This window comes from Streptomyces sp. A 4/2 (genome assembly GCF_940670765.1).
Lineage (GTDB): Bacteria > Actinomycetota > Actinomycetes > Streptomycetales > Streptomycetaceae > Streptomyces.
In genome coordinates this window covers 69,018-89,671 of the sequence record NZ_CALNVW010000051.1, presented here as the reverse complement: position 1 = coordinate 89,671, position 20,654 = coordinate 69,018, and the positions used below count along the sequence as shown (strand labels likewise).

Here is a 20,654-nt window from a genome sequence, read left to right as displayed (position 1 = left end):
CGTGGGCCCTATCCGGGCTCACGGCACAGCACTCGGTTCACAGCTCTCGGTTCACGGCGCTCAGCTCTCGGCTGTACCGGCGGCGGTCAGGCGGCACCTCACAGCTGACCGCCGCCCGGAGCGGCCCCCGGCACAGGGCCCAGTTCGAACCAGACCACCTTCCCCAGCCCGTGGGTCCGTACGCCCCAGGCGTCGGCCAGGGATTCCACCAGGACCAGTCCCCTGCCGTGCGTGCCCGCAGAGGTGGCCCTGGCGCGCCGCTCGGGCCGCCCGGCCGCGAAGTCCCGTACTTCCACCCGGAGTCCGGACGGGCCGATGCCCGCCGTGACCACCGCTCCGCGGTCGGTGTGGATCAGTGCGTTGGTCACCAGCTCGCTCGTGAGCAACTCCGCGACATCGGCAAGATCTGCGACAGCGGCGGGATCCGGCGCGCCGATGGCTCCCGAAGCGCCGACGGACCCTGCGGCATCGGAACTCCCGCACTGCCGGAGCAGTTCCCGGAGGCCGCGCCGGACCTCCCGGACCGCCGCCAGATCCCCGTGCGCGAGTCTGTGCTGCAGCCGTCGGCTCCCCCTGACGTCCTCACCGTCCGCACCGAAATCCTGGCCGCACCGGCCCGGCACGGTGTCCACCACGCTCTGACACACCGTCATATCCCCCGCCCACGCATCGCCGTACTCGCTCGTGCTCGAACAGCTTCACCGGAATGCATGCCCGGCAGGTGGTCGCTCACGCCTTCGGGGCCCGGAGAACCACAGGTGGGTGCCGCGCGCCCGGCCGGGGAAGTGAAGCGGAGAACGTCACGCCGAGCCGATCCTTGAGGAGCAGCGATGCACGACGACCGATCGCTGGTGGAGGGCCGCCTGGAGCGGGCCCTGCACCAGTTCATCCGGCCCGCGCAGTACGCGGACCGGGCGCCCCTCGCCCTTTCTGTCTGGCATGTCCCAGGCGAACCGGTGCCCGTGGCGGAGGCGCTGCGGGCGACGTACGAGCCGTTCACGACCGGTACTCCATGGGGAAGCCCCTGGTCCACGAGCTGGTTCCGACTGGAGGGCACCGTCCCCGAGAACTGGGCGGGCCGTCGGGTCGAGGCCGTGATCGACCCGGGGTTCACCGGTGACGGGCCCGGCTTCCAGGCCGAGGGCATGGTCCACGACGCCGACGGGGTCCCCGTCAAGGGCATCCATCCGCGTAACCGGCATGTGCCCGTGGCCGCGCCCGCCGCCGGTGGTGAGCAGGTGCGCCTGCTGCTGGAGGCGGCGGCCAATCCGGCGGTGCTGCACGGATTCGAGCCGACACCGCTGGGCGACGTACTGACCGCGGGCGACGACCCCGTCTACCGCTTCGCCTCCGCGGATCTGGCCGTGCTGGACGAGAACGTCTGGCATCTGGTCCTGGACATCGAGGTGCTCTCCGAGCTGATGCGGGAGCTGCCCGCCGACCGGTCCAGGCACCACGAGATCCTGCGTTCCCTGGAGGACATGCTCGACGCGCTGGATCTGCACGATGTGGCGGGGACCGCGGTCGCGGCGCGCGAAGCGCTCGCGGACGCGCTGTCCCGGCCCGCCGAATCGGGCGCCCACCGCGTCTCGGCCACCGGCCACGCCCATATCGACTCGGCCTGGCTGTGGCCACTGCGCGAGACGGTACGGAAGGCGTCCCGCACCTTCGCCAATGTGACCGCGCTGGCGGCCGACTACCCGGAGCTGGTCTTCGCCTGCTCGCAGGCCCAGCAGTACGCCTGGGTGAAGGAGCACCAGCCGCACATCTGGGAGCGGATCAAGAAGGCCGTGCAGGACGGCAACTGGTCGCCGGTGGGCTCGATGTGGGTCGAGTCGGACGCCAACATGCCGGGCGGCGAGGCGCTGGCCCGGCAGATCGTGCACGGCAGGCGCCTCTTCGCCGAGGAGTTCGGCGTGGACACCGAGGAGATCTGGCTGCCCGACTCCTTCGGCTACACGGCGGCCTTCCCGCAGCTGGCGAAGCTCGCGGGGATCAAGTGGTTTCTCACCCAGAAGCTGTCCTGGAACCAGGCGAACAAGATGCCCCACCACTCCTTCTGGTGGGAGGGCATCGACGGGACCCGCGTCTTCACCCACTTCCCGCCGGTCGACACCTACAACTCGCAGCTGCACGGCGCGGAACTCGCCCACGCGGAACGGAACTTCGCGGAGAAGGGCCGGGCCACCCGCTCCCTGGTGCCGTTCGGCTGGGGTGACGGCGGGGGCGGTCCGACCCGGGAAATGCTGGAGAAGGCGCGCAGGCTCAGTGATCTGGAGGGCTCGCCACGGGTGGAGATCGAGAGGCCGTCGGTGTTCTTCGCGGCGGCCGAGGAGGAGTACGGGCCCCAGGCGCCCGTCTGGTCGGGCGAGCTCTACCTGGAGCTGCACCGGGCCACGTACACCACGCAGGCGAAGACGAAGCAGGGCAACCGGCGCAGCGAACACCTGCTGCGCGAGGCCGAGTTGTGGGCCACGACGGCCGCGCTCAGGTCGCCGCGCTACGCCTATCCGTACGACGATCTGGACCGGATCTGGAAGACGGTACTGCTGCACCAGTTCCACGACATCCTGCCGGGTTCGTCCATCGCCTGGGTGCACCGGGAGGCGCGGGAGACCTATGCGCGGGTACGGGAGGAGCTGGAGGGCATCATCGCCGCAGCAGTGGCGGCGCTCGAACTCGGCCCGGACGTGCGGCCGTCGAGTGGCGGGCCCGGCCGGGCGACGGCGCTCAACGCCTCACCGTACGCGCGCCGCGAGGTGATCGGGACGGCGGACGGGGGCCTCGGCTTCGTCGACGTACCGCCACTGGCGTCCGCCCCGGTCTCGGCCTCGGTCCGGGCCGCCACGACAGCGGCGGGCTCCGACTCGCTCTCCGGCGGCGCGGCGGGAGACGCAACTACCGTGCAGGCGACCCGGGTCGGGCCGGACACGGTGCTCGACAACGGGCTGCTGCGGGTCACCGTCGACAGCGACGGGCTGCTCACCTCGGTACGGGACCTGGTGGCGGACCGCGAGGTGCTCGCCCCGGGCAGCCGGGGCAACCTGCTCCAGCTGCACCCCGACCACCCCAACCAGTGGGACGCCTGGGACATCGACCGGCACTACCGGCGTAGCCACACCGATCTCACGGCGGCCGACTCGGTGGAACTGCTCGGGCAGGGACCACTGCGGGCCGCGGTGCGCGTCGTACGGACCTTCGGGAAGTCCCGTATCACCCAGGAGCTGCGGCTCGACGCGGCGAGCCCGCGCCTCGATGTCGTCACGGAGGTCGACTGGCAGGAGTCGGAGAAGGTCCTGAAGGCGGCGTTCCCCCTCGACGTACACGCCGAACGGTCCACGGCCGAGATCCAGTTCGGGCATGTGCACCGCGCCACGCACACCAACACCAGCTGGGACGCGGCCCGTTTCGAGATCTGCGCGCACCGCTGGCTGCGGGTCGCCGAGCCGGGGTACGGGGTCGCGGTGCTCAACGACTCGACGTACGGCCACGATGTGACGCGTGCGGCGCACGAGCACGGCCTGGGCACCACCGTACGGCTGACCCTCCTGCGCGCCCCGCACAGTCCCGACCCCGGGACGGACCTCGGCACGCACCGGTTCAGCTATGCGCTGCTGCCCGGCGCGGGGGTGACGGACGCGGTCCGGGAGGGGCTCGCGCTCAACCTGCCGCTGCGGACGGCCGACGCCCCGGAACTGGCACCGCTGGTCTCCACCGGCCACCCGGCCGTGACGGTCGAGTCGGTGAAGCTCGCCGAGGACCGCAGCGGGGACGTCGTGGTGCGGCTGTACGAGTCGGCCGGTGGCCGCGCCGACACCACGCTCCGTCTCGGCTTCCCCGTGGCCCGCGTCCAGGTCACCGACCTGCTGGAGCAACCGCTCCAGGACGCGACGGGAGGCACGGAGGCAGATGCGGAGGCAGATGCGGACGGAGACTCCGAGGAGCTCGCGGTGAGTCTGCGCCCCTTCCAGATCCTGACGCTGCGCATCCGGCCGGCCTGACCGTCGCAGCCCGTCCGTCCGCCCGCCCCGGACCGGTCCCGGGACGGGCGGACGAGCGCCGTGGCGATGTCGGCCACGGTGCCGCCCTCGGAGGCGGCGCGCAGCACGTCCGCCTCGCATCCGGTCAACGGCCTTCTTCAATCCCTGACTTTGAGGAAACGCATCCGGGTCGCCCCGTTGCTGTCGGTACCGCCGGCCTCGGCGTCGGTGACCCTGCCGCCGGTGAGGACGAACATCAGGTGCAGGCGGACCGTCCGGGGGCCCGATGTGACGGTGTACTCGGTCATGATGTGTGTGGTTCCGCCCTGCTCCTCCTGCCCTGCCGCGTTGATCGCCGCGATCTGGGTGAAGCTCGTCAGGAGGGTGTCCGTCGTCTCGTCCCTGAGCCAGCCGATGATGTAGCCGCTGCCGCCGGTGGCGGTACCGAGCGCGTACCGCACATCGCTGTCGATGTGGTAGACCCCGGCTTCCGGGAGCACGACGTCGGACTCGGGGATCGGCACATCGGTACCGGTCTTGGCCAGGAGGTTGGCATGCTGCCGCTCGGCGTTGAGGAACCCGCTCACCGGCGTGAGGCGGGCGCCGATCCTCCACTCTTCGGGGCAGCCGGGCATTTCGGCGATGTCGATGTCCACCGACCGTTCGAGGCTGGTGTTGCCGCCCGGTGCGATGCCCGTCAGGTCGACCCGCGGTACGAGCAGCCCGCCGGCCGTGTTCCGCGCGGCGTTGCACGGGGACGGGTCCAGAGCGGGCGTGTCGGGCGCGTACAGACACCCGTCGCTGCCCCGGGTGATGGCGTTGCCCAGGTCGGTGGAGATGCACGGGGGCCGGGCGGTGGAGCATCCGTCCTGGCAGGAGGAGACCGGGATGACCGGCGGGACCGGGGCGTAGGGGGCTGCGCCGTCGAGGGTGTCGGTCGTGCATGTGACCACACCCTCACAGTTGCGACAGGTGGTACGGAGGAACGGCCTGCCGCAGCCCGGGGCGGATGCCTGGACGGTGAGGACGAGACTGTCGACGGTCCACTGCTTGGGGCCGACCCGGCAGGTGTCGTCGTTGCCTGTTTCGAGGTTGAGCTCGACGACGATCTTTCCCGCGAGGACGTCCGCGAGGGACACGGTGGTCGGTGGGATGACGCCGTTGTCGTCACCACCCGCCGGCAGATCGGGTGGGCCCAGGAGATCGGTGCGGATCGGGGTCGTGCCGTTCCACAGGGCGAAGCGACCGTAGAGCTGGCAGGCCGCGTTCGGGCCGTCGTTGTGGACATGGACCGAGGCACTGATCGTGAGGCTGGTGGGGTTGCCGCGCAGTGACGCGGGGTCGATGTGCACGACACCGGCGAGCCAGGTGTGCTGGCCGTTGTGTGTGCCGTCGTCAGCCGGGAACGTGCCCGTACCGCAGTTCAGGATGGTCTGAGCGACGACAGGGTCCAGTGCGGCATGGGTGTTGGCGATGGTGTAGTAGGGCGTCGGGTCGGTGCTGGCGGCGGTCGCTGCGACCCGGTACGGTGCGGAATCGCGCAGTGGGGTCGTCTCGCAGTGCTGGCACGGCTCGGAGCCGGGACAGAGGACGCCGACGGGGCGACAGGCCGCTTCAGTGGGCTGACAGCCGCCGATGACGATCGGGGACTGCCTGCAGCCGCATCCACTCATGGTTCAACTCCTGGTGTGAGGTGGGGTGGTGTGGTGGCAGCGGCGTGTGCGCCATGCCTCTTCGGCGCCGTTGCGCCCGGGGTGGTGGTGTGCCGGCTCGCCAACCGCGCGAAGGAAGTCGCGCTGGACGCAGGCACGTTGAGGGATACCGGCGACCCCGGAGCCGGTCGCGACCGGGCAGAGGAAGACGGCCGTCTACCGGACTGTCCACCGGGCCGTGGCTGATATGACGTCGGGCGTCAACCAGCTACGTATTCCCTCAGCTGGTCACGCCCTTGAGGTGGGAAACAGAAGCGGCCATGTCGGCCCCTCTTCGAGAGTCTGCTGCTGGGCAAACCCGCGTGGGGCGCTCGGACATGGGCAAACTCAAGCTCAGTCACTTACCGTCTTCGTTACAAGACTTAATGTACTGTTTCAGCATCTGTATGGCATTACGCCGTTAGGGTGGCTGATTTCACCGTCTGACGGCAGAGCGCTCGCAACCTTCCGCCGGACAGACCCCGGACGCATCCAGTGATCGGTTCCCCACGGCTCGACCCACAGGCCGACCATGCTGCCGGGCTCGTCGCTCACGCTCGTCCTGGACATGCTCGCACCCTGACCAGCAACATGATCGGCCGGACACGTCTTAGCCGTTCACCTCGTACTGACCGGTCAACCGGAAGTACCGCAGAGCCTCCGGGGAGCCGTCGTCGAGCACCTTGTTGACGGCAGCGCGCAGAGCGTCGCTGATGTTCGGGTCCGTGAGCATGTGAACGATGTAGACGGCGTCGTCCTCGGCCTGGGCGAGCCGGTACCCGGTTTCCCGGAAGGCTCGCGCCGCTTCGGGAGTTCCGGCATCAAGAGCCTCGTTGCACCCCTTGATGACCGCCTTGTCGCCATTCTCCGTCGCCCCGTTGAGAATCCGGGCGATGGCAACCTGGTCATCCTCGAACTGAGCCTTCTGGTAACCGGTTTCGAGGAACGCGCGCATGTCCTCCACGGTCCCGCCGAGAGCCCTGTCGGCTTCTCGGACGACCGCCCTGCCGCTGTTCTTCGCCAGGATGTCGGCTATCGCGGCGCGCAGTTCGGCTTCCGTCATCTCGTCCACCGGCGTGTCGGACCTGACCGTCGCGGTAACGGACGTGGCAGCCGGGGCGGCGGCGAATGCCGGGGTGGTGAAGAGCAGGGCAGGAGTGAGGGCGGTGACAGCGACGACGAGCGCGGCGCGGGTCGGTCTCATGAGTGTGTGCCTCCACGGGCGGGTTATGGGCGGGTTACGGGCGGGCGGACTCTTTCACGGGTATTCACGAGGAAGATACTCATCGATCTCCCCGCCGTGCTCGTCGCACCACCACGCGATGCGGCAGTCCAGACACGTGTACCGCCACCGCAGGCCATCGGCGATGGGGTCCCGCGCCTGCGACATGACGACGTGGATGTCACCGCACTTCAAGCACCGGAGAGCGGGCTTCACCGGCCCTGTGCCGTAGGCGTCGTACACGCAATTAATTCCTCTGCTCGGAACGCGATTCGGGACGCCCAAGTCTCTCGCAGGTGCAAACGGTGGGAGCGCGGTCGGCCGAACGCACGCCCCCACCGCCCTTCCGTGCGCTGGCTGTTGTGACGAGCGAGCGCGCGGGTCCGGGTGGGCAGGCCACGGACCGTCAGGGCGCGGCCTGCCCGGTCCCACGCGCAGGGGGGAGCATTGCGCGCGTGGGAGCTTCAGCGGTTTCACGCGGGGCTGCCGACGTCCCCGTGTGGATCGGGCACCGGCAGTCCGGCCACGTGGCCCGCTTCGCTTCGCGGTGGATCACCCGAAGCGCTTCACCCGGGGCGCAGTTGACCCCTGCCTGGTGGCAGTCGGCGCACTGGGTGAGGTGGTTGAGGTACTCGCGGTACGTCTGTTCCGCACGCGCCCGAGCTTCCGCCCCCGAGGGCGTATTCAGCACCATCGCGTCACTCGCCGAGTACCAGCAGCGGCAGCCGCAAGCCCCTTTCGAGGGCGGTTACGGCGGCGCGGATGCGTCGTTCCTGGTAGGGCGGGGTGTACTCGCCGAGTTGGGCCAGCGGTACGCACGTGAGGGCGCCGATCTCGTCGGCCGCGTCTTCGGGTACGGCGAGCGCGGATTCCTCTTCGGGGGTCAGGCGTCCCCCGTCGCAGACGATCGTGAACCCCTCGGCCGACCTCTTGCCCTCGGTCGGTGCGGGGACGTGGTCGAGGGCGAGGAAGTGGGTGAGGCGGCGGTAGAGGCCGGTCTCCTCGGCGAGTTCGCGTGATGCAGCGGTGGCGATCCGTTCCCCCTGATGGGATCCACCCCCGGGCAGTTGCCAGCCCTCGCGGTAGGTGGTCTTGACCAGGAGTACGGCCCCTTCGCTGTTGCGCAGGACCGTGACGGCGCCGATGTGTCGGCGGGGCGGATTCACGGAGTCGATGTCGGCGTGGGGCATGGGGAGTGCCTCGTTCCCAGGGGCCGTGGACGGCTCAGCACCCTCGGTGAGTTCGTCGAGTCGGCGGTCGATGCGGTAGGCGAACCGGGTTGCTTCCGCTACCGAGATGGAGCCCAGAGAGATCTTGTGCAGCGGGTGATTGCAGGCCGCGCACGGCTCTTCGATGCCGATGTCGTCGAAGTCGACCTGGAGCCGCCGGAGAGCGTTGACGAACGCGGTGGCGGCGTCCTCGGCGTTCTCCCGGTCGTTGTTCGTCCAGTACCCACGGTCAACAGGGCCGAAGTCGTTCATGCGTGGGTCTCCCTGTTCTCCCGGAGCTGTGCGCGAGCCCGGGTCATCGTGGACGACTCCCCGGCGTCGCCCTTCGGGGCGTCGGGACAGACCGGGTTGCCGCACCGGCAGGGCGGCCACTTGTGTACGGAGAGATCCGGTTCGGGTTGCTCGCCCATGTCGTTCAACTGCCTTTCCAGCCCGGTGACGACCTCACGGAGGACGTCCTTGGTCAGGGGTACGTATCCGGTGCGTGGCACCCGGTCCGGGGCCAGGTGCCAGAACCCGCCAGCCGCCACCAGGGCTGCCAACTGGGCAGCACCGGAAGCGGGCTGGGCAGTGGGGGGAATCCGTTCCCCGCTCAATATTCACTCCCCTCTGTAGTCATTCCGCTACCGAGGGGGTTCAGCGTGGCCTACTCTCAAGAGACCTTCAACCTCCACATAGTTGAATGAAAGAGCGGTGAAGTGTGGCTAACCGTAAGGAGCTTGACCCCGATGGGGGGCCGAGGGCTGCGTTCGGGGACCGTCTCCGCAGGCTGCGAGAAGAGCGCGGCTGGACCCAGGACGACTTGGCAGACCGCACGGGATACTCCCCGTCACATATTTCGGGCGTAGAAACCGGGGCCCGAAATCCAACTGCCAAGTTCACTGCGAGTGCGGACAAGGCGCTCGGCACCGGGGAAGCACTCGTCCGACAGGGGGCAGCCGTCCGCGACTCGGCGATACTCGACGGCTTCCCGGAGTTCGTCGGGTTCGAGGGCAAGGCCTCAGAGATCCGCCTGTTCGAGCTGGGGATCATCCCGGGCCTGCTCCAGACGCCGGAGTACGCCGCAGCCATCACCACGGGGGCCGTGCGGCGCGGTGCGATCACGGAGCAGCAGGCAGAAGAACGGCTTGAGCTGCTGGCCCGACGGCAGCAGTCGGTCGGGCGGACACCGCCTCCGCAGATGTATGTCCTGCTCGACGAGAGCTGCATCAGGCAACGCGTAGGCGGGCCAAGGGTCTTGGCCGATCAGCTGGGGCGACTCCTGGATATCGCGGACATGCCCAACACCGTTGTGCAGGTGGCCACGTACGAACTGGGCGAACGCCGTTCCTTTGATTCGCCGGTTACGCTCGTCACCCTCCCCGACGGGTCCTGCATGGCCTACGCGGAGTCCGCGCACTCCGGCCGTTTGGAGCGCGATACGCGGTTGGTCCGGCCGCTTTTCACGGCCTACCATCAGCTACAGGCTGAGGCGCTCTCCCAGACAGAGTCCGTGGCCATGATCAGTCAGGTGAGAAAGGGCATCCTGTGACAACCGATTCGCTCCGCTGGTTCAAGTCCTCCTACAGCTCCAACGGTGGCCAGTGCGTTGAGGTCGCCGCCGACCTGGTCGCCTCACACGGCGTTGTTCCCGTGCGCGACAGCAAGATCCCTACTGGCTCTGTCCTGCTGATCTCCGACAGTACGTGGGGCGTCTTCGTCGACGGCGTGAAGGCCGGCGGCCTCGTCTAGTTCAGCGACGCAACGAGCCCCCTGTCTCTCGGTGAGGCAGGGGGCTCGACGCATCCCGGACGGGGACGTCGCGCCTCCGACAGCCCCTACGGCCTTGGCATCAGAGCAAGCTCTACGCCTCCGGGTCCGGGCGTCGAAGGCCGGGGAAGGCGGCGGGGGTTGCCCAGCCCCGCAGTACGGCATCAACCGTTGACCAGAACGCCGCCTCGGCCGCGGCGCCGTTGAGGCCGCCGGCCAGTTCGAGGGTCACGAGCCCGTGCAGGGCGACCCACAACGAGACGGCGATCAGCGTGGTGTCGCCCGCGAGGATCTGGTCCGCCACGGCACGGTCGATCGCCGCGACAAGCGGTCGCACCGGGTCTCGGTCGCCGACCCGGGCCGACGGTACGAAGGACTGAGCGCCACCGAACAACACCGCGTACAGGTAGCGGTGTTCGCGTCCCCAATGGCGATACGCCACGGCCAACGCGTACAGATCCTCCAGGGCGGCCTCCGAGCGGGGAACGGCCGTCAGGTCCTGGAACAGGCCGGCGACCGCCTGGTCGCGCACCTCGCGGATCACTCCGTCCTTCCCCTGGAACAACGTGTACACCGCCGCCGTCGACGTTCCGGCGGCGGTGGCCAGCGCGCGGACCGTGACCGACTCCTGCGGGCGGGTGGCGAACATCTCGGTCGCGCATGCGATGAGCCGCTCTCTGACGTCGGCGTCGTTCGTTCTCGGCCTTCCCATGGAAAGCAGTCTACCCATGCTGATAACATCGTTTCAAAACAGCGTTCCAAAACTCGGGGGAGCTCACCGTGCCACCGTCCGTCATACGTCCCTTGCACCTTGTCGGCCGCCTGCTGGCGGCCACCGCCGCGGTAGTGGGGCTGGTCGCCCTCTTCCTCGCGCTGATCGTCGCCACCGATGGCACGGGGTCGGGGTTAGCCGCATGGTCCGTGGCTGTGGGCATCGCGGTCATCGCGGCGCTGTGGCGGGGCCGCCGCCGCTCCTGGCGGGGGCGGCTGGTGCCATTCCTGCCGGTCCTCGTCGCGGCAGCCCTGGCCCTGTCGGTGTGCGTCCCCACCGTCCCCACAACGCGCCACCGCCCGCCCGCCCTGTCGTTCGTGACCACCGAGCACGTGCGCCTGTCCACCGGCAGCCGGGTCGCGGTCTACCACTACCCGCCCACCGGCAACAGCCCTCGGCGACGCACCCCGCTCGTCTATCTCAACGGCGGCCCGGTGCGCGGCATCTCAGTGCTCGACCACCGCTTCCTGCAGCGGCTCGCGGGACAGGGCTACGACGTGTACGCCTACGAACAGGCCGGTGGCGGACGCAGCGACCTGCTGCCCATGAACCAGTACTCGATCACCCGGTCCGTCCAGGACCTCGGCGCCTTCGTCAGCACACTCGGCAAGGGCCGCGCCGACGTACTGGGTTTCTCCTCGGGCGCGGTCGTGCTCACCCGCGCACTGGCCGACCCGGCCATCGCCGACCACCTGCACCGGGCGGTCATCGCCGAGCCGGGCCCGATGGACGGCCCCACCGCCCGGATGGCCGGGCAGAAGGGTCGGCCGTCGGCCCGCGACATCGCGCCGGCCATGACCGGACCGCGCTCCACACGCGTCCCGCGGTACGCGGTCGCCTTTGGCCTGATGCGGCTCGGACTGCTCGGCCCGGACAACGGGCTGGTAGGGCAGGCGGAGGGCGACAATGCCTTCACCGCTGCCGATCTCGGCAGCGACACCGCGTCCGCCTACTGCGCGCGGGACGCGCACCGCATCCCGGTCGAGGACACTGCGGAGAACTTCTCCTTCAGTGCCGCTGCCAGTCTCCGCATCCAGCAGACAGTCAAGGACTCCCCGTCCATGGCCCCTCAGTTGAGGCGCTCCCGGACGCCCGCGATGCTGATGATCGCCGAATGCTCCTCGCAGGTCCGCCAGTGGGAGACAACCGTCCTCGCAGACAACCCCGCCATCCAGCGCACTCAGTACATGCCCGGTGTCGGCCACCACATGTGGAACGGCCTGGGTGACAACGACCGACGCGCAGCAGCTGTCATCACCGCATTCCTCCAGGGCAAGCCCGCACCGCTGCCCGACTACCCGACCCGAGCCGACATCCCGGCCTTCCTCCGTGACCACAAGTGAGCGGCCAGACCATGGACGTCGCACCCGAGTTGCAGGGACCAGTTGGCACGATCTACGGGACAGGAGCGGATCGGCCTCAGCCGCGGCACCGGACGCAGCCGCGCCGACGGAGAGATCCTTCCCATCGGGTCCTAAGCTTCGCGGGTGACCTACGAAGAGCTGTGCTGGGAACCGCTAGCGGCGCTTCCAGAAGGCGAGCCCGAGACGTCCTTCGGTGGGCGTTGGGAGGACCGGCTCTGGTTGAACGTTCCTGGCCCTTTCTACACCGGCATCGCCGACAACTGTTGGACGGGCCGGCTGCACGCACCGCGTCATGTGCTCTACGGCGGCGAGTACTTCGGTGAATATGTGTATCGTCAGCCGGCGACCACGGCCGAGGTCCTGAACCTGGTGACAGCGGCCCAGGAAGATCCGTACCGCGGCTATGCCTGCGACGGCGACAGCCGATGGACACCGGAGGCTGTTCGGGACTGGTGGCGCGACCGTGGGCGGGTCACCGAGTACCTGGAGTCCCTCCTACCCAGATGGTCGTCCAGCGACAGGTCTGACGAGCGGGAAGCCGCGGAGGGACTGAGGGACTTTGCCGCCTACACCGCTGAAGGGCTCGACGCGGACCTCCGGAAGTACCTCTTCCGGCTTGAAGAGGGCTGCTACCCGAAGAGCTCCGGACCACTGCCTGAGCTCCGATAAGCAATGACGGCCATGGGGTGCTCGGTGCGCTCGCACCTGGACACCGATCTCCTGGCTCGCCGGGCCCTTGCCGAGCAGGAGGGCTGGCTCGGAGAGATCGAGGGAATCGACCTCACCCTCACCTTCCTCCGTCAGAAACGCGAAGAGAGCCAGCGGCTGGCTCGCATCGCGCCGGTCAACCTCGCTCCGGGGCTTATCGGGGGGTCAACACACAGAACTCGTGACCGTCGGGGCCGGCCATCACCACCCAGTTGACGTCCCCTTGGCCGATGTCGATGCGCGTTGCCCCAAGGGAGACGAGCCGGTCGGCCTCCGTCTGCTGGTCACTGCCGGCCGGTGGAGCGAGGTCGATGTGCAGCCGTTCCTTCCCCGTCTTCGGCATCAGGGGTGGACCACCCCACGTGGCCTTCGGACCACCGTGCGGTGAGCGGATCGCGGTCTCCTGGTCCTGGTCCCAGACCAATGGCCAGCCCAGCGCTCGGTTCCAGAAGTACCCGGTCTCCTGCGAACCATCGCCCGCCAGCGCTCCCATGAATCCGCACTCGGCGAGGAAGCTGTTGCCCGGCTCGATGACACAGAACTCATTGCCCTAGGATTCCCCGGCCTCCTCGACGTTGGCGACCATCCTGCGCAGCACCTTGAGCGCGGCCACGTACTCTTCATCGCTGATGCCCTCGTGGACCACGGCGCGCAGCTCGGTCACCATCTCGCGCAGCCGCACCCTGGCGGCCTCCCCGGCATCGGTAAGCTGCAGGCGCTGCCCGGCGTCGGTCCGGAGCCAGCCTCGGTGGAACAGCTGGTCGATGACACGAGCGATCTCATGCGGCCCGTCCGCGAGGGGCGTCAGCTGGATGACGACCTCCTCGCGACTCGGCGCCGCGGGGCCGCCGTTTACCCGGTTGAGCACCCAGTACTGCGGCTGCGTGACGTCGATCCTGGCCATAGCGTCACGCAGATGCCGGGTGACGGCTACGTGGGCGAGGCCACTCCAGTACCCAATGGGCTGGGTGGCCAGCATGTCGTCGGTGGCGGCCGGATCAGCCGGCGCCTGGTCGGTGGTGATGTCAGTCAGCGGTCCCATGATCGCGACGCTATATCCCCCAACGCTCACACGCCCCCATCCGAGGGACGAATAGTCGTACCGGGCAGGGAGGTCAACTGTCCGCGCACAAGGATCTGAGATGTCCGCTCACCCGGACGGCCCGCTGTCCGTTGACACTGGGCCCAGCCAGCCAGGCCGGAGCGTTTCGCGGATCAGCTTCTGGGCGGGATCGGAGCAAGGCCGAGCGTGTCGAGCGGGGGCTCGATCTGCACGCGGTCACCGCTTCGCATCGCGCCGGTCAGGGATGGTCGCTCCGGTCAGGCGGCGGACCATGACGTGAATCATCGCCCAGTGGACGCGCGAGGCCTTGTGGAGCTGGAAGCAGTACTTGCTGTCCGCGAAGGGGACGGGCCCGGGGGCGAAGGCAGTCATGACGCCACGGAGGCCTGTGACGCGGCGGGTTCGCGATCGACCGCGACCTCCGAAGGCTGTGACACCCGGCCGGTGTCGCCGCTCCGGCGCAGCCCCATGACCACGCCCACCGCGACGAGCAGCGCGCCGGCGACGTCTGCGGGGCCCGGCCTGTCCAGGCCGAGGGCGACGGTCGTGAGCAGGGCGCCCACGGGGACGAGGCCGGCGAAGAGGCCTGCGCGGTCGGTGCCGAGGCGGCGCAGGGCGTCGTACCAGAGGAAGAAGGCGGCTGCCGTCACGATCGCCCCGAGGTAGCCGAAGGCTGCCGCCTCGCCGGGCGTGGGGAGACGCAGCGCGGACGTTCCGTCCAGGGCGAGGCTCGCGGCCAGCAGCATGGGGACGGACAGCGCGGCGGGATACGCGGCGACCCGCAGCGGACCCAGCTTGGGCAGGAGCGGGACGGCGAGCAGGGAGAACGCCACCTCGCAGGCGAGCGCGCCCAGTGAGAGGAGCAGGCCCGGCAGGCTGCCCGAGCCGAGGCCGGCGGCGACGGCCGCGCCGACCGCGACCACGAGTGCGGCGCCGACCGTGCGCGGGGACGGTCGGCGGCGTTCGAGGAGCGGCCCGACGAGGGCGAGGACGAGGGGGACGGCCCCGACCACGCTGCCGATCATCGCGGGTCCGGCGTGCCGGGTGGCCTCGACGAGGAAGAGGTTGAAGCCGGCCAGACCGGTGGCGGCCAGCGCCACCAGGAGCAGGAGTTCACGCGGCGTCAGACGGACGCGGGGCAGCCGCCGTCGGCGTACCACGGCGAGCAGGATCACCGCGGCGAGCGCGTAGCGCAGGGCCTGCCCGGCGAAGACCGGATAGTCGGCGACGGTGGCGGAGACGGCCGTGGATGTGCCGACGAGGAGCATCGCCGAGGCCGCTCCGGCGGGGGCGGATTTCATACGGTGCGCTCCTGAAGGGTCGGGGCGGCGGCGGGTGTGGACAGTACCTTGCGGGTGATGCGTTCGGCGATGGCGGCGACCACGGTGCGGGGACGGCGCGGCGTCAGATGCGCGGCGAGAGCGTTGCCGAACCCGGGAGCGACATAGCCGCGGTCGCGGTCCAGCGCCCGCAGCGCGGCACGTACGACGGGCTCCGGAGTGGTCATCGAGCCCATGACGGCCGCTTCGCGGGTGCCGATGGTGTCGAAGAAGGCGGTCTCCACCGGGCCGGGGCACAAGGTGAGCACCCTGATGCCGCGCCGCCGGTACTCCTGGCGCAGGGCGAGCCCGAAGCTGAGGACGAACGCCTTCGCCGCGCCGTAGACGGCGAAGTACGGGGAGGGCTGGAAGGCGGCGTTCGACGCGACGTTGACGACCGCGCCGCGGCCCCGCTCCAGCATGGCGGGCAGCAGTTCATGGGTGAGGTCGACGAGCGCGACGACGTTGACCATCAGCTGGTCGTGGTCGCGGGCCCCGGATATCTCTTCGAAGCGGCCGCAGGTACCGAAGCCGGCGTTGTTGACCAACAGGTCGACGCTCAGCCCGCGGGCCGTCAGCTGTTCGGCGATGCGGCGGGCCGCGTCCGGCTCCGCGAGGTCCTGGACCAGTACGTGCGCGCGGACTCCGTACTCGGCGACCAGACGCTCGGCGAGCGCGGCGAGCCGGTCGCCGGACCGCGCGACCAGGATCACCTCGTGCCCCTGGGCGGCGAGTTGCGCGGCGAACTCCGCGCCGAGACCCGACGATGCCCCGGTGACGAGGGCGGTGCGGTGCATGAGGGCAGTGCCGTGCATGAGTCCTCCTCAGTCAGATACCAACTGAGAGTGGAGAGTACCGGTACGACTCACAAACGCAACAGATCTGATGCAATTAATAAGTGGATTGCATCCCTGCTGTACTGTGTTATGGGTCAAGTGGTCCAGCTGGAGGCGTAATGGGCGAGACAGCGGCACGAACGTTGCGGGCGGACGCGGAGCGCAGCGTGCGCGCGATCCTGGAAGCGGCCGAGCGGGTGCTCGCCGAGGATCCCGGTGCGTCCATGGAACAGATCGCCGCGGCGGCGGGGGTGGCCCGGACGACGATCCACCGGCGGTTCGCCAACCGGCAGTCGCTGATCGAGGCGCTGGCGTCGTCCGCGGCCCGCCAGCTCGCCCAGGCGGTGGACGACGGCAGGCCCGACACCGCACCGCCCCTGGTGGCGATGCACCGGATCACGGCCAACGTGCTCCAGGTGAAGGGTGCTTGGGCTTTCGCCCTGGAGCTTCCGGCCACCCCGGACAGCGAGGCCGCCGCCCTCCACCGGGACATCGACGACCGCTGCACCGCCGTACTGAAGCGGGCGCGGGCCGACCGTCTCATCGACGAAGCGGCCGACCTCGACTGGGTGCGCCGCGTCTACTACGCACTCATCGGCGAATCCCTGCGCGAGAGCGCGGCGGCCACCGACCCGGACACCACCGGCTCCTACCCGGGTAACACCGATCCGGACGCCCTCGCCGCCCGGATCATCGACACCCTGCTGCGCGGCGCCGGCCCGCGCGCCTGACAGCGGTTCCCAACTGGGCGTGTTCCGCAGGTCGGAGCGCGCCACCTGCGGCGGTCGGCGTGTTCAACTCCGGCCGACCGAGGGATGGTTGCGTACGCCGGTTCCCACGCGGGTGAGGCAGCGGGCCCGACGCATCCCGGACGGGGCCGCCACGCCTCCGACAGGCCCTACGGCCTGGGCACGTTCCGCAGGTTGGAGCGTGCCATCTGCACCATGCGGCCCACCCCGCCGTCCAGCACGATCTTGGAGGCGGAGAGCGCGAACCCGGTCACCATCTCGGCGCTGATCCGCGGCGGGATGGAGAGCGCGTTGGGGTCGGTCACCACGTCCACGAGCGCGGGCCCCTTGTGCTTGAAGGCGTCCTTCAGCGCTCCGGCCAGCTGCTTCGGCTTCTCCACCCGTACGCCGTACGCCCCTGCCGCCCGCGCGATCGATGCGAAGTCGGGGTTGTGGTTGGTCGTTCCGTAGGCGGGCAGGCCGGAGACCATCATCTCCAGTTCGACCATGCCCAGTGAGGAGTTGTTGAAGAGGACGATCTTCACCGGCAGGTCGTACTGGACCAGCGTGAGGAAGTCGCCCATCAGCATCGAGAAGCCGCCGTCGCCGGACATCGAGATGACCTGCCGGCCCGGATCGGTGAACTGGGCGCCGATGGCCTGCGGCAGCGCGTTGGCCATCGATCCGTGGCTGAACGAACCGATCACCCGGCGGCGGCCGTTGGGCGAGAGGTAGCGCGCGGCCCAGACGTTGCACATCCCGGTGTCGACCGTGAACACCGCGTCCTCGTCGGCCAGTTCGTCCAGGACGGACGCGACGTACTCGGGGTGGATCGGGACGTGCTTGTCGACCTTGCGGGTGTACGCCTTGACCACGCCTTCGAGCGCGTCAGCGTGCTTCTTCAGCATCTTGTCGAGGAACTTGCGGCTGGTCTTGGCCTTCACCCGGGGCATCAGCGCGAGCAGCGTCTCGCGGACGTCACCCCACACCGCCAGATCCAGTGTGGTGCGGCGGCCGAGGTGCTCGGGGCGGACGTCGACCTGGGCGATCTTGACGTCGTCGGGCAGGAAGGCGTTGTACGGGAAGTCCGTGCCCAGCAGGATCAGCAGATCGCACTCGTGCGTGGCCTCGTAGGCGGCGCCGTAGCCGAGCAGCCCGCTCATGCCGACGTCGTACGGGTTGTCGTACTGGATCCATTCCTTGCCGCGCAGGGCGTGCCCGACCGGGGACTTGACGCGCTCCGCGAACTCCATCACCTCGGCGTGCGCGCCCGCGGTGCCGCTGCCGCAGAAGAGCGTGACCCGCTCCGCCTCGTCGACCAGCCGGGCGAGCTTGTCGATCTCGGTGTCACCGGGGCGTACCGAGGGGCGCGAGGTGACCAGTGCGTGTTCGATGCCCTTGTCGGGCGCCTGCGCCGCCGCGATGTCGCCGGGGAGGGTGACCACGCTGACCCCGCTGCGGCCGATCGCGTGCTGGATAGCCGTCTGGACCAGCCGTGGCATCTGCTCCGGGTTGGAGATCATCTCGCTGTAGTGGCTGCATTCCTGGAACAGCCGGTCGGGGTGGGTCTCCTGGAAGTACCCGAGGCCGATCTCGCTGGACGGGATGTGCGAGGCGAGGGCGAGGACCGGCGCCATGGAACGGTGGGCGTCGTACAGGCCGTTGATCAGATGGAGGTTGCCGGGACCGCAGGAGCCCGCGCAGGCGGCGAGCTTGCCGCTGATCTGGGCCTCGGCACCGGCCGCGAAGGCGGCGGTCTCCTCGTGCCTGACCTGGATCCAGTCGATGGCCGAGTTGCGCCGGATGGCGTCGACGACCGGGTTCAGGCTGTCGCCGACGACTCCGTACAGGCGCTCCACGCCTGCGCGGACGAGGATGTCGACGAACTGCTCGGCAACGTTCTCTTTGGCCATGGCTCCATCAAGCCATGGCCGGGTCCGTTGCGCCTGCGCTGTTAGGCCCATCTGCGGAACCCGGCCATGCCCCCGGCTTGCCGGTCGGTCTACGCCTCCCAGACGGCGGCGGCCGTACGGTCGTCCGCGTACCCCTTGACCCGGATCTGCGCGTCGGACAGGAACTCCGTCAGGCCCGGCGGTTCGGCGGACGCCCAGCGCTCGGCGAGTTCTCCGGCCAGTTCGGGTTCGCCGCGCAGCGGTTCGGCGAGGCCCGCGCTGCACAGCAGCAGGGTGTCCCCCGGCCGCGCCGTGGACGCGCGGAAGAGGAAGGGTTCGGCGGTGAGCGGCGGCACCGGCCGCTCGGCGGAGGCGTACGGGGAACCAGCCGCGGCCCTGCCGAGGTCCATCGTCAGCCTGTCACCCTCCGGTGTCTCGGCGAGCGCCTGGGGGAAACCCGCGACAGCCGCTCGCGGGTCGGTGACGTACTCGGGCGGTAATGGCTCCAGGTCCTGCCAGGTGCCGTCCCGGAGACGGAAGAGCCCGCCGTCTCCCACGCCGAAGAAGACCCGGGTACGGCATTCGGGGTCGCCGGAGAGCAGCAGACAACGAAGGCTCGTGGTGTACTCGTGCGGCTCCAGGCCGAGTTCGTCGGCGCGGGCACGCAGTTTGCCGAAGCCCCGTCCGGTGAGCCGGTGCAGACCCGATTTGAGGTCACCCCGGCGGTCGGCCCGGATGTCCTCGGAGAGCCGCGCCCGGCTGCGGCCGACGGCCCCGCCGATCCAGCGGCAGGCGTCGGCCGCCGCGAGATGCGCGCCGTCGGCCGGGCGGGCGCCGCCTGCCACGGCCACCAGGACGAGCGCGCTGTCGCCGCTGCCGAAACGGGCGGTGAGCAGGGCGTCGCGGCGGGGTTCTCCGCGGTAGCGGGCGGAGTCTCCCCGTACGGACATGGTGCGCAGGGTGTACGAGCCGTAGCGGGCGCCGTCGAGGACGGTGTCGGCGGTGAGTTCGGCGAGGGCGTCGGGGTGCGCGCCGGGGAGTGCGGTGGGCTCGGCGTCGTAGGTGGGCGGGCCGTCACCGACGTGGACCACGGCGGGGCGGGGAACCGGCCCGGCACCCGGCTGCGGAGCCGGCTCGGAGCGGTTGAACTCCTGTGCGGGGAGCTGTGGTTGAGCGGGAAGGGGCCGGGGCGACAGGGGCGGTGCGGCGGGCGGCCCCAGCTGCTGAGCGCCGAATCGCGTGGCGGGGTAGATCAGTTGAGCGGGCGGCGCGGTCTCCAGGGGCGGGGGTGGTGGTGACGGTGGTGAGGGAACAGAAGGGGACGCTGGCGGAGGCGGTGTGGGAGACGGTGCCGGAGGCGGCAGAACGGTGTCGGGCGGACGGTGCGGACCCGGCCGGAACGGGAAGGTGCGCGACGGTAACGCGTCGTCGGCCGGTGGCTCCCAGGGGGCTCTCGCCGGTGGCTCCCAAGGGTCTCTGGTCGTCGGCTCCCACGGGTCTCTGGTCGGTGGCTCCCACGGGACTCCGGCCCGCGGTTCGGCGCCCGGCCACCGAGTGCCCTCCGGTTCGGACACCGGGGCGTCCTCCCGGGCGTCCTCCGGCTCGGACACCGGAGCGGGCGCCGGGGCCGGGTCGCGCGCGAACACCGGCTCGTCGTACGGCTCCGGCTCGGTCTCCGGTTTCGGGTCCGGCTCCGGCTCCGGCTCCATTTTCGGCTCCGACTCGATCAGCGGCTCCGGTTCCCTCAGTGGCCCCGGCCCGAGCAGCGGCTCCGGCAACGGCTCGCGCGAACCGCTCACCGTCCCCGCCACGGAGTCGAATCGGTCGTCGAGGCTCTCGCCCGTGGCGGCGGCCCCCTGGTCCTCGGCGGTCTCGTCGTACAGCCGGCTCCACCAGTCGTCCTCGGCGGCGGTGGGCCTCTCCCCCTGCTGACTCATGCCCCTATTGTCCATCGATGGGGTGGTCCTGGTACAGGGTGCGCCGAAATAGCCGTTGGGCCGTACCGCCCCCCACGGGGGTACGGCCCAACGGAACCGAGGTCCGGGCCGGTTGCCGCCGTCGATGCGGTCGGCTTGGCGCGTGGTCCGATGCGGACTGCCAC

General features: G+C 70.0%; 19 protein-coding genes and 1 pseudogene. 6 read left to right on the top strand and 14 right to left on the bottom strand.

Annotated elements, in window-relative coordinates; all coding sequences use genetic code 11:
- Positions 1 to 98 precede the first annotated feature (98 nt).
- The gene (locus NBY69_RS33885) at positions 99 to 653 is read right to left on the bottom strand and encodes an ATP-binding protein (protein ID WP_374211370.1); all 555 of its coding nucleotides are present in this window, start codon (positions 651 to 653) and stop codon (positions 99 to 101) included.
- A gap of 177 nt (positions 654 to 830) precedes the next feature.
- Here NBY69_RS33885 and NBY69_RS33880 point away from each other — a divergent pair, with 177 nt between their 5' ends.
- Positions 831 to 4,001, top strand: coding sequence for a glycoside hydrolase family 38 C-terminal domain-containing protein (locus tag NBY69_RS33880; protein WP_250305886.1), 3,171 nt, complete (start codon positions 831 to 833; stop codon positions 3,999 to 4,001).
- A 137-nt stretch (positions 4,002 to 4,138) separates the two neighbouring features.
- On the opposite strand, the gene NBY69_RS33875 is transcribed toward NBY69_RS33880, so the two are convergent.
- The 5 genes from NBY69_RS33875 to NBY69_RS33855 form a co-directional block, all read right to left on the bottom strand.
- On the bottom strand, positions 4,139 to 5,653 hold the full coding sequence (locus NBY69_RS33875; protein WP_250305884.1) for a hypothetical protein: 1,515 nt from the start codon (positions 5,651 to 5,653) through the stop codon (positions 4,139 to 4,141).
- A 628-nt stretch (positions 5,654 to 6,281) separates the two neighbouring features.
- Positions 6,282 to 6,875, bottom strand: coding sequence for a hypothetical protein (locus tag NBY69_RS33870; protein ID WP_250305883.1), 594 nt, complete (start codon positions 6,873 to 6,875; stop codon positions 6,282 to 6,284).
- Positions 6,876 to 6,929: 54 nt separating this feature from the next.
- A complete protein-coding gene (locus NBY69_RS33865) occupies positions 6,930 to 7,136 on the bottom strand; it encodes a hypothetical protein (RefSeq protein ID WP_250305877.1) in 207 nt (68 codons plus the stop codon).
- 455 nt (positions 7,137 to 7,591) lie between these two features.
- On the bottom strand, positions 7,592 to 8,374 hold the full coding sequence (locus NBY69_RS33860) for an NUDIX domain-containing protein (protein ID WP_250305874.1): 783 nt from the start codon (positions 8,372 to 8,374) through the stop codon (positions 7,592 to 7,594).
- On the bottom strand, positions 8,371 to 8,718 hold the full coding sequence (locus tag NBY69_RS33855) for a hypothetical protein (RefSeq protein WP_250305873.1): 348 nt from the start codon (positions 8,716 to 8,718) through the stop codon (positions 8,371 to 8,373). Before NBY69_RS33855 ends, NBY69_RS33860 begins: the two co-directional genes overlap by 4 nt.
- A gap of 104 nt (positions 8,719 to 8,822) precedes the next feature.
- Between NBY69_RS33855 and NBY69_RS33850 the strand changes: the two genes are divergently transcribed.
- Both NBY69_RS33850 and NBY69_RS33845 read left to right on the top strand, forming a co-directional pair.
- Positions 8,823 to 9,653, top strand: coding sequence for a helix-turn-helix transcriptional regulator (locus NBY69_RS33850; protein WP_250305872.1), 831 nt, complete (start codon positions 8,823 to 8,825; stop codon positions 9,651 to 9,653).
- Positions 9,650 to 9,853, top strand: a complete 204-nt coding sequence (locus NBY69_RS33845) for a DUF397 domain-containing protein (RefSeq protein ID WP_250305870.1) — start codon at positions 9,650 to 9,652, stop codon at positions 9,851 to 9,853. Before NBY69_RS33850 ends, NBY69_RS33845 begins: the two co-directional genes overlap by 4 nt.
- Positions 9,854 to 9,965: 112 nt before the next feature.
- Here NBY69_RS33845 and NBY69_RS33840 read toward each other — a convergent pair whose 3' ends face one another.
- Positions 9,966 to 10,583 carry a TetR/AcrR family transcriptional regulator gene (locus NBY69_RS33840; RefSeq protein WP_250305867.1) on the bottom strand — a complete coding sequence of 206 codons (618 nt, stop codon included), beginning with the start codon at positions 10,581 to 10,583 and terminating at the stop codon, positions 9,966 to 9,968.
- 68 nt (positions 10,584 to 10,651) lie between these two features.
- On the opposite strand from NBY69_RS33840, the gene NBY69_RS33835 reads away from it, so the two are divergent.
- Both NBY69_RS33835 and NBY69_RS33830 read left to right on the top strand, forming a co-directional pair.
- Complete coding sequence (locus NBY69_RS33835) at positions 10,652 to 11,986, top strand: alpha/beta fold hydrolase (protein WP_250305865.1); 1,335 nt, start codon at positions 10,652 to 10,654, stop codon at positions 11,984 to 11,986.
- A 144-nt stretch (positions 11,987 to 12,130) separates the two neighbouring features.
- Positions 12,131 to 12,676, top strand: coding sequence for a hypothetical protein (locus tag NBY69_RS33830; RefSeq protein WP_250305863.1), 546 nt, complete (start codon positions 12,131 to 12,133; stop codon positions 12,674 to 12,676).
- 193 nt (positions 12,677 to 12,869) lie between these two features.
- Here the strand turns inward: NBY69_RS33830 and NBY69_RS33825 are convergent.
- The 5 genes and pseudogenes from NBY69_RS33825 to NBY69_RS33805 all read right to left on the bottom strand — a co-directional run.
- Positions 12,870 to 13,265: pseudogene (locus NBY69_RS33825) on the bottom strand (VOC family protein); the annotation flags it as partial.
- Entirely contained in the window at positions 13,266 to 13,757 is a 492-nt protein-coding gene (locus NBY69_RS33820) for a MarR family winged helix-turn-helix transcriptional regulator (protein ID WP_250305861.1), read from the bottom strand.
- A 237-nt stretch (positions 13,758 to 13,994) separates the two neighbouring features.
- Positions 13,995 to 14,150, bottom strand: coding sequence for a hypothetical protein (locus NBY69_RS33815; RefSeq protein ID WP_250305860.1), 156 nt, complete (start codon positions 14,148 to 14,150; stop codon positions 13,995 to 13,997).
- Positions 14,147 to 15,079 carry a DMT family transporter gene (locus NBY69_RS33810; RefSeq protein ID WP_250305858.1) on the bottom strand — a complete coding sequence of 311 codons (933 nt, stop codon included), beginning with the start codon at positions 15,077 to 15,079 and terminating at the stop codon, positions 14,147 to 14,149. Before NBY69_RS33810 ends, NBY69_RS33815 begins: the two co-directional genes overlap by 4 nt.
- Positions 15,076 to 15,894, bottom strand: coding sequence for an SDR family NAD(P)-dependent oxidoreductase (locus NBY69_RS33805; protein ID WP_374211371.1), 819 nt, complete (start codon positions 15,892 to 15,894; stop codon positions 15,076 to 15,078). The genes NBY69_RS33810 and NBY69_RS33805 overlap by 4 nt, the downstream gene beginning before the upstream one ends.
- Before the next feature lie 158 nt (positions 15,895 to 16,052).
- On the opposite strand from NBY69_RS33805, the gene NBY69_RS33800 reads away from it, so the two are divergent.
- Positions 16,053 to 16,664: a TetR/AcrR family transcriptional regulator gene (locus NBY69_RS33800; RefSeq protein ID WP_250305855.1), complete on the top strand. Its 612-nt coding sequence runs from the start codon at positions 16,053 to 16,055 to the stop codon at positions 16,662 to 16,664.
- A 167-nt stretch (positions 16,665 to 16,831) separates the two neighbouring features.
- On the opposite strand, the gene NBY69_RS33795 is transcribed toward NBY69_RS33800, so the two are convergent.
- A complete protein-coding gene (locus tag NBY69_RS33795) occupies positions 16,832 to 18,574 on the bottom strand; it encodes a pyruvate dehydrogenase (RefSeq protein ID WP_250305853.1) in 1,743 nt (580 codons plus the stop codon).
- Positions 18,575 to 18,663: 89 nt separating this feature from the next.
- The gene (locus NBY69_RS33790) at positions 18,664 to 20,490 is read right to left on the bottom strand and encodes a protein phosphatase 2C domain-containing protein (protein WP_250305851.1); all 1,827 of its coding nucleotides are present in this window, start codon (positions 20,488 to 20,490) and stop codon (positions 18,664 to 18,666) included.
- Between the last annotated feature and the right edge of the window lie 164 nt (positions 20,491 to 20,654).

Excerpts from the sequence above, each read along its gene's own strand:
- NBY69_RS33880 (WP_250305886.1), top strand. The coding sequence starts at position 831 with ATGCACGACGACCGATCGCTGGTGGAGGGCCGCCTGGAGCGGGCCCTG.
- NBY69_RS33885 (WP_374211370.1), bottom strand. The coding sequence starts at position 653 with ATGACGGTGTGTCAGAGCGTGGTGGACACCGTGCCGGGCCGGTGCGGC.
- NBY69_RS33790 (WP_250305851.1), bottom strand. The coding sequence starts at position 20,490 with ATGAGTCAGCAGGGGGAGAGGCCCACCGCCGCCGAGGACGACTGGTGG.
- NBY69_RS33860 (WP_250305874.1), bottom strand. The coding sequence starts at position 8,374 with ATGAACGACTTCGGCCCTGTTGACCGTGGGTACTGGACGAACAACGAC.
- NBY69_RS33800 (WP_250305855.1), top strand. The coding sequence starts at position 16,053 with ATGGGCGAGACAGCGGCACGAACGTTGCGGGCGGACGCGGAGCGCAGC.
- NBY69_RS33815 (WP_250305860.1), bottom strand. The coding sequence starts at position 14,150 with ATGACTGCCTTCGCCCCCGGGCCCGTCCCCTTCGCGGACAGCAAGTAC.
- NBY69_RS33805 (WP_374211371.1), bottom strand. The coding sequence starts at position 15,894 with ATGCACCGCACCGCCCTCGTCACCGGGGCATCGTCGGGTCTCGGCGCG.
- NBY69_RS33870 (WP_250305883.1), bottom strand. The coding sequence starts at position 6,875 with ATGAGACCGACCCGCGCCGCGCTCGTCGTCGCTGTCACCGCCCTCACT.
- NBY69_RS33840 (WP_250305867.1), bottom strand. The coding sequence starts at position 10,583 with ATGGGAAGGCCGAGAACGAACGACGCCGACGTCAGAGAGCGGCTCATC.
- NBY69_RS33810 (WP_250305858.1), bottom strand. The coding sequence starts at position 15,079 with ATGAAATCCGCCCCCGCCGGAGCGGCCTCGGCGATGCTCCTCGTCGGC.
- NBY69_RS33875 (WP_250305884.1), bottom strand. The coding sequence starts at position 5,653 with ATGAGTGGATGCGGCTGCAGGCAGTCCCCGATCGTCATCGGCGGCTGT.
- NBY69_RS33820 (WP_250305861.1), bottom strand. The coding sequence starts at position 13,757 with ATGGGACCGCTGACTGACATCACCACCGACCAGGCGCCGGCTGATCCG.
- NBY69_RS33795 (WP_250305853.1), bottom strand. The coding sequence starts at position 18,574 with ATGGCCAAAGAGAACGTTGCCGAGCAGTTCGTCGACATCCTCGTCCGC.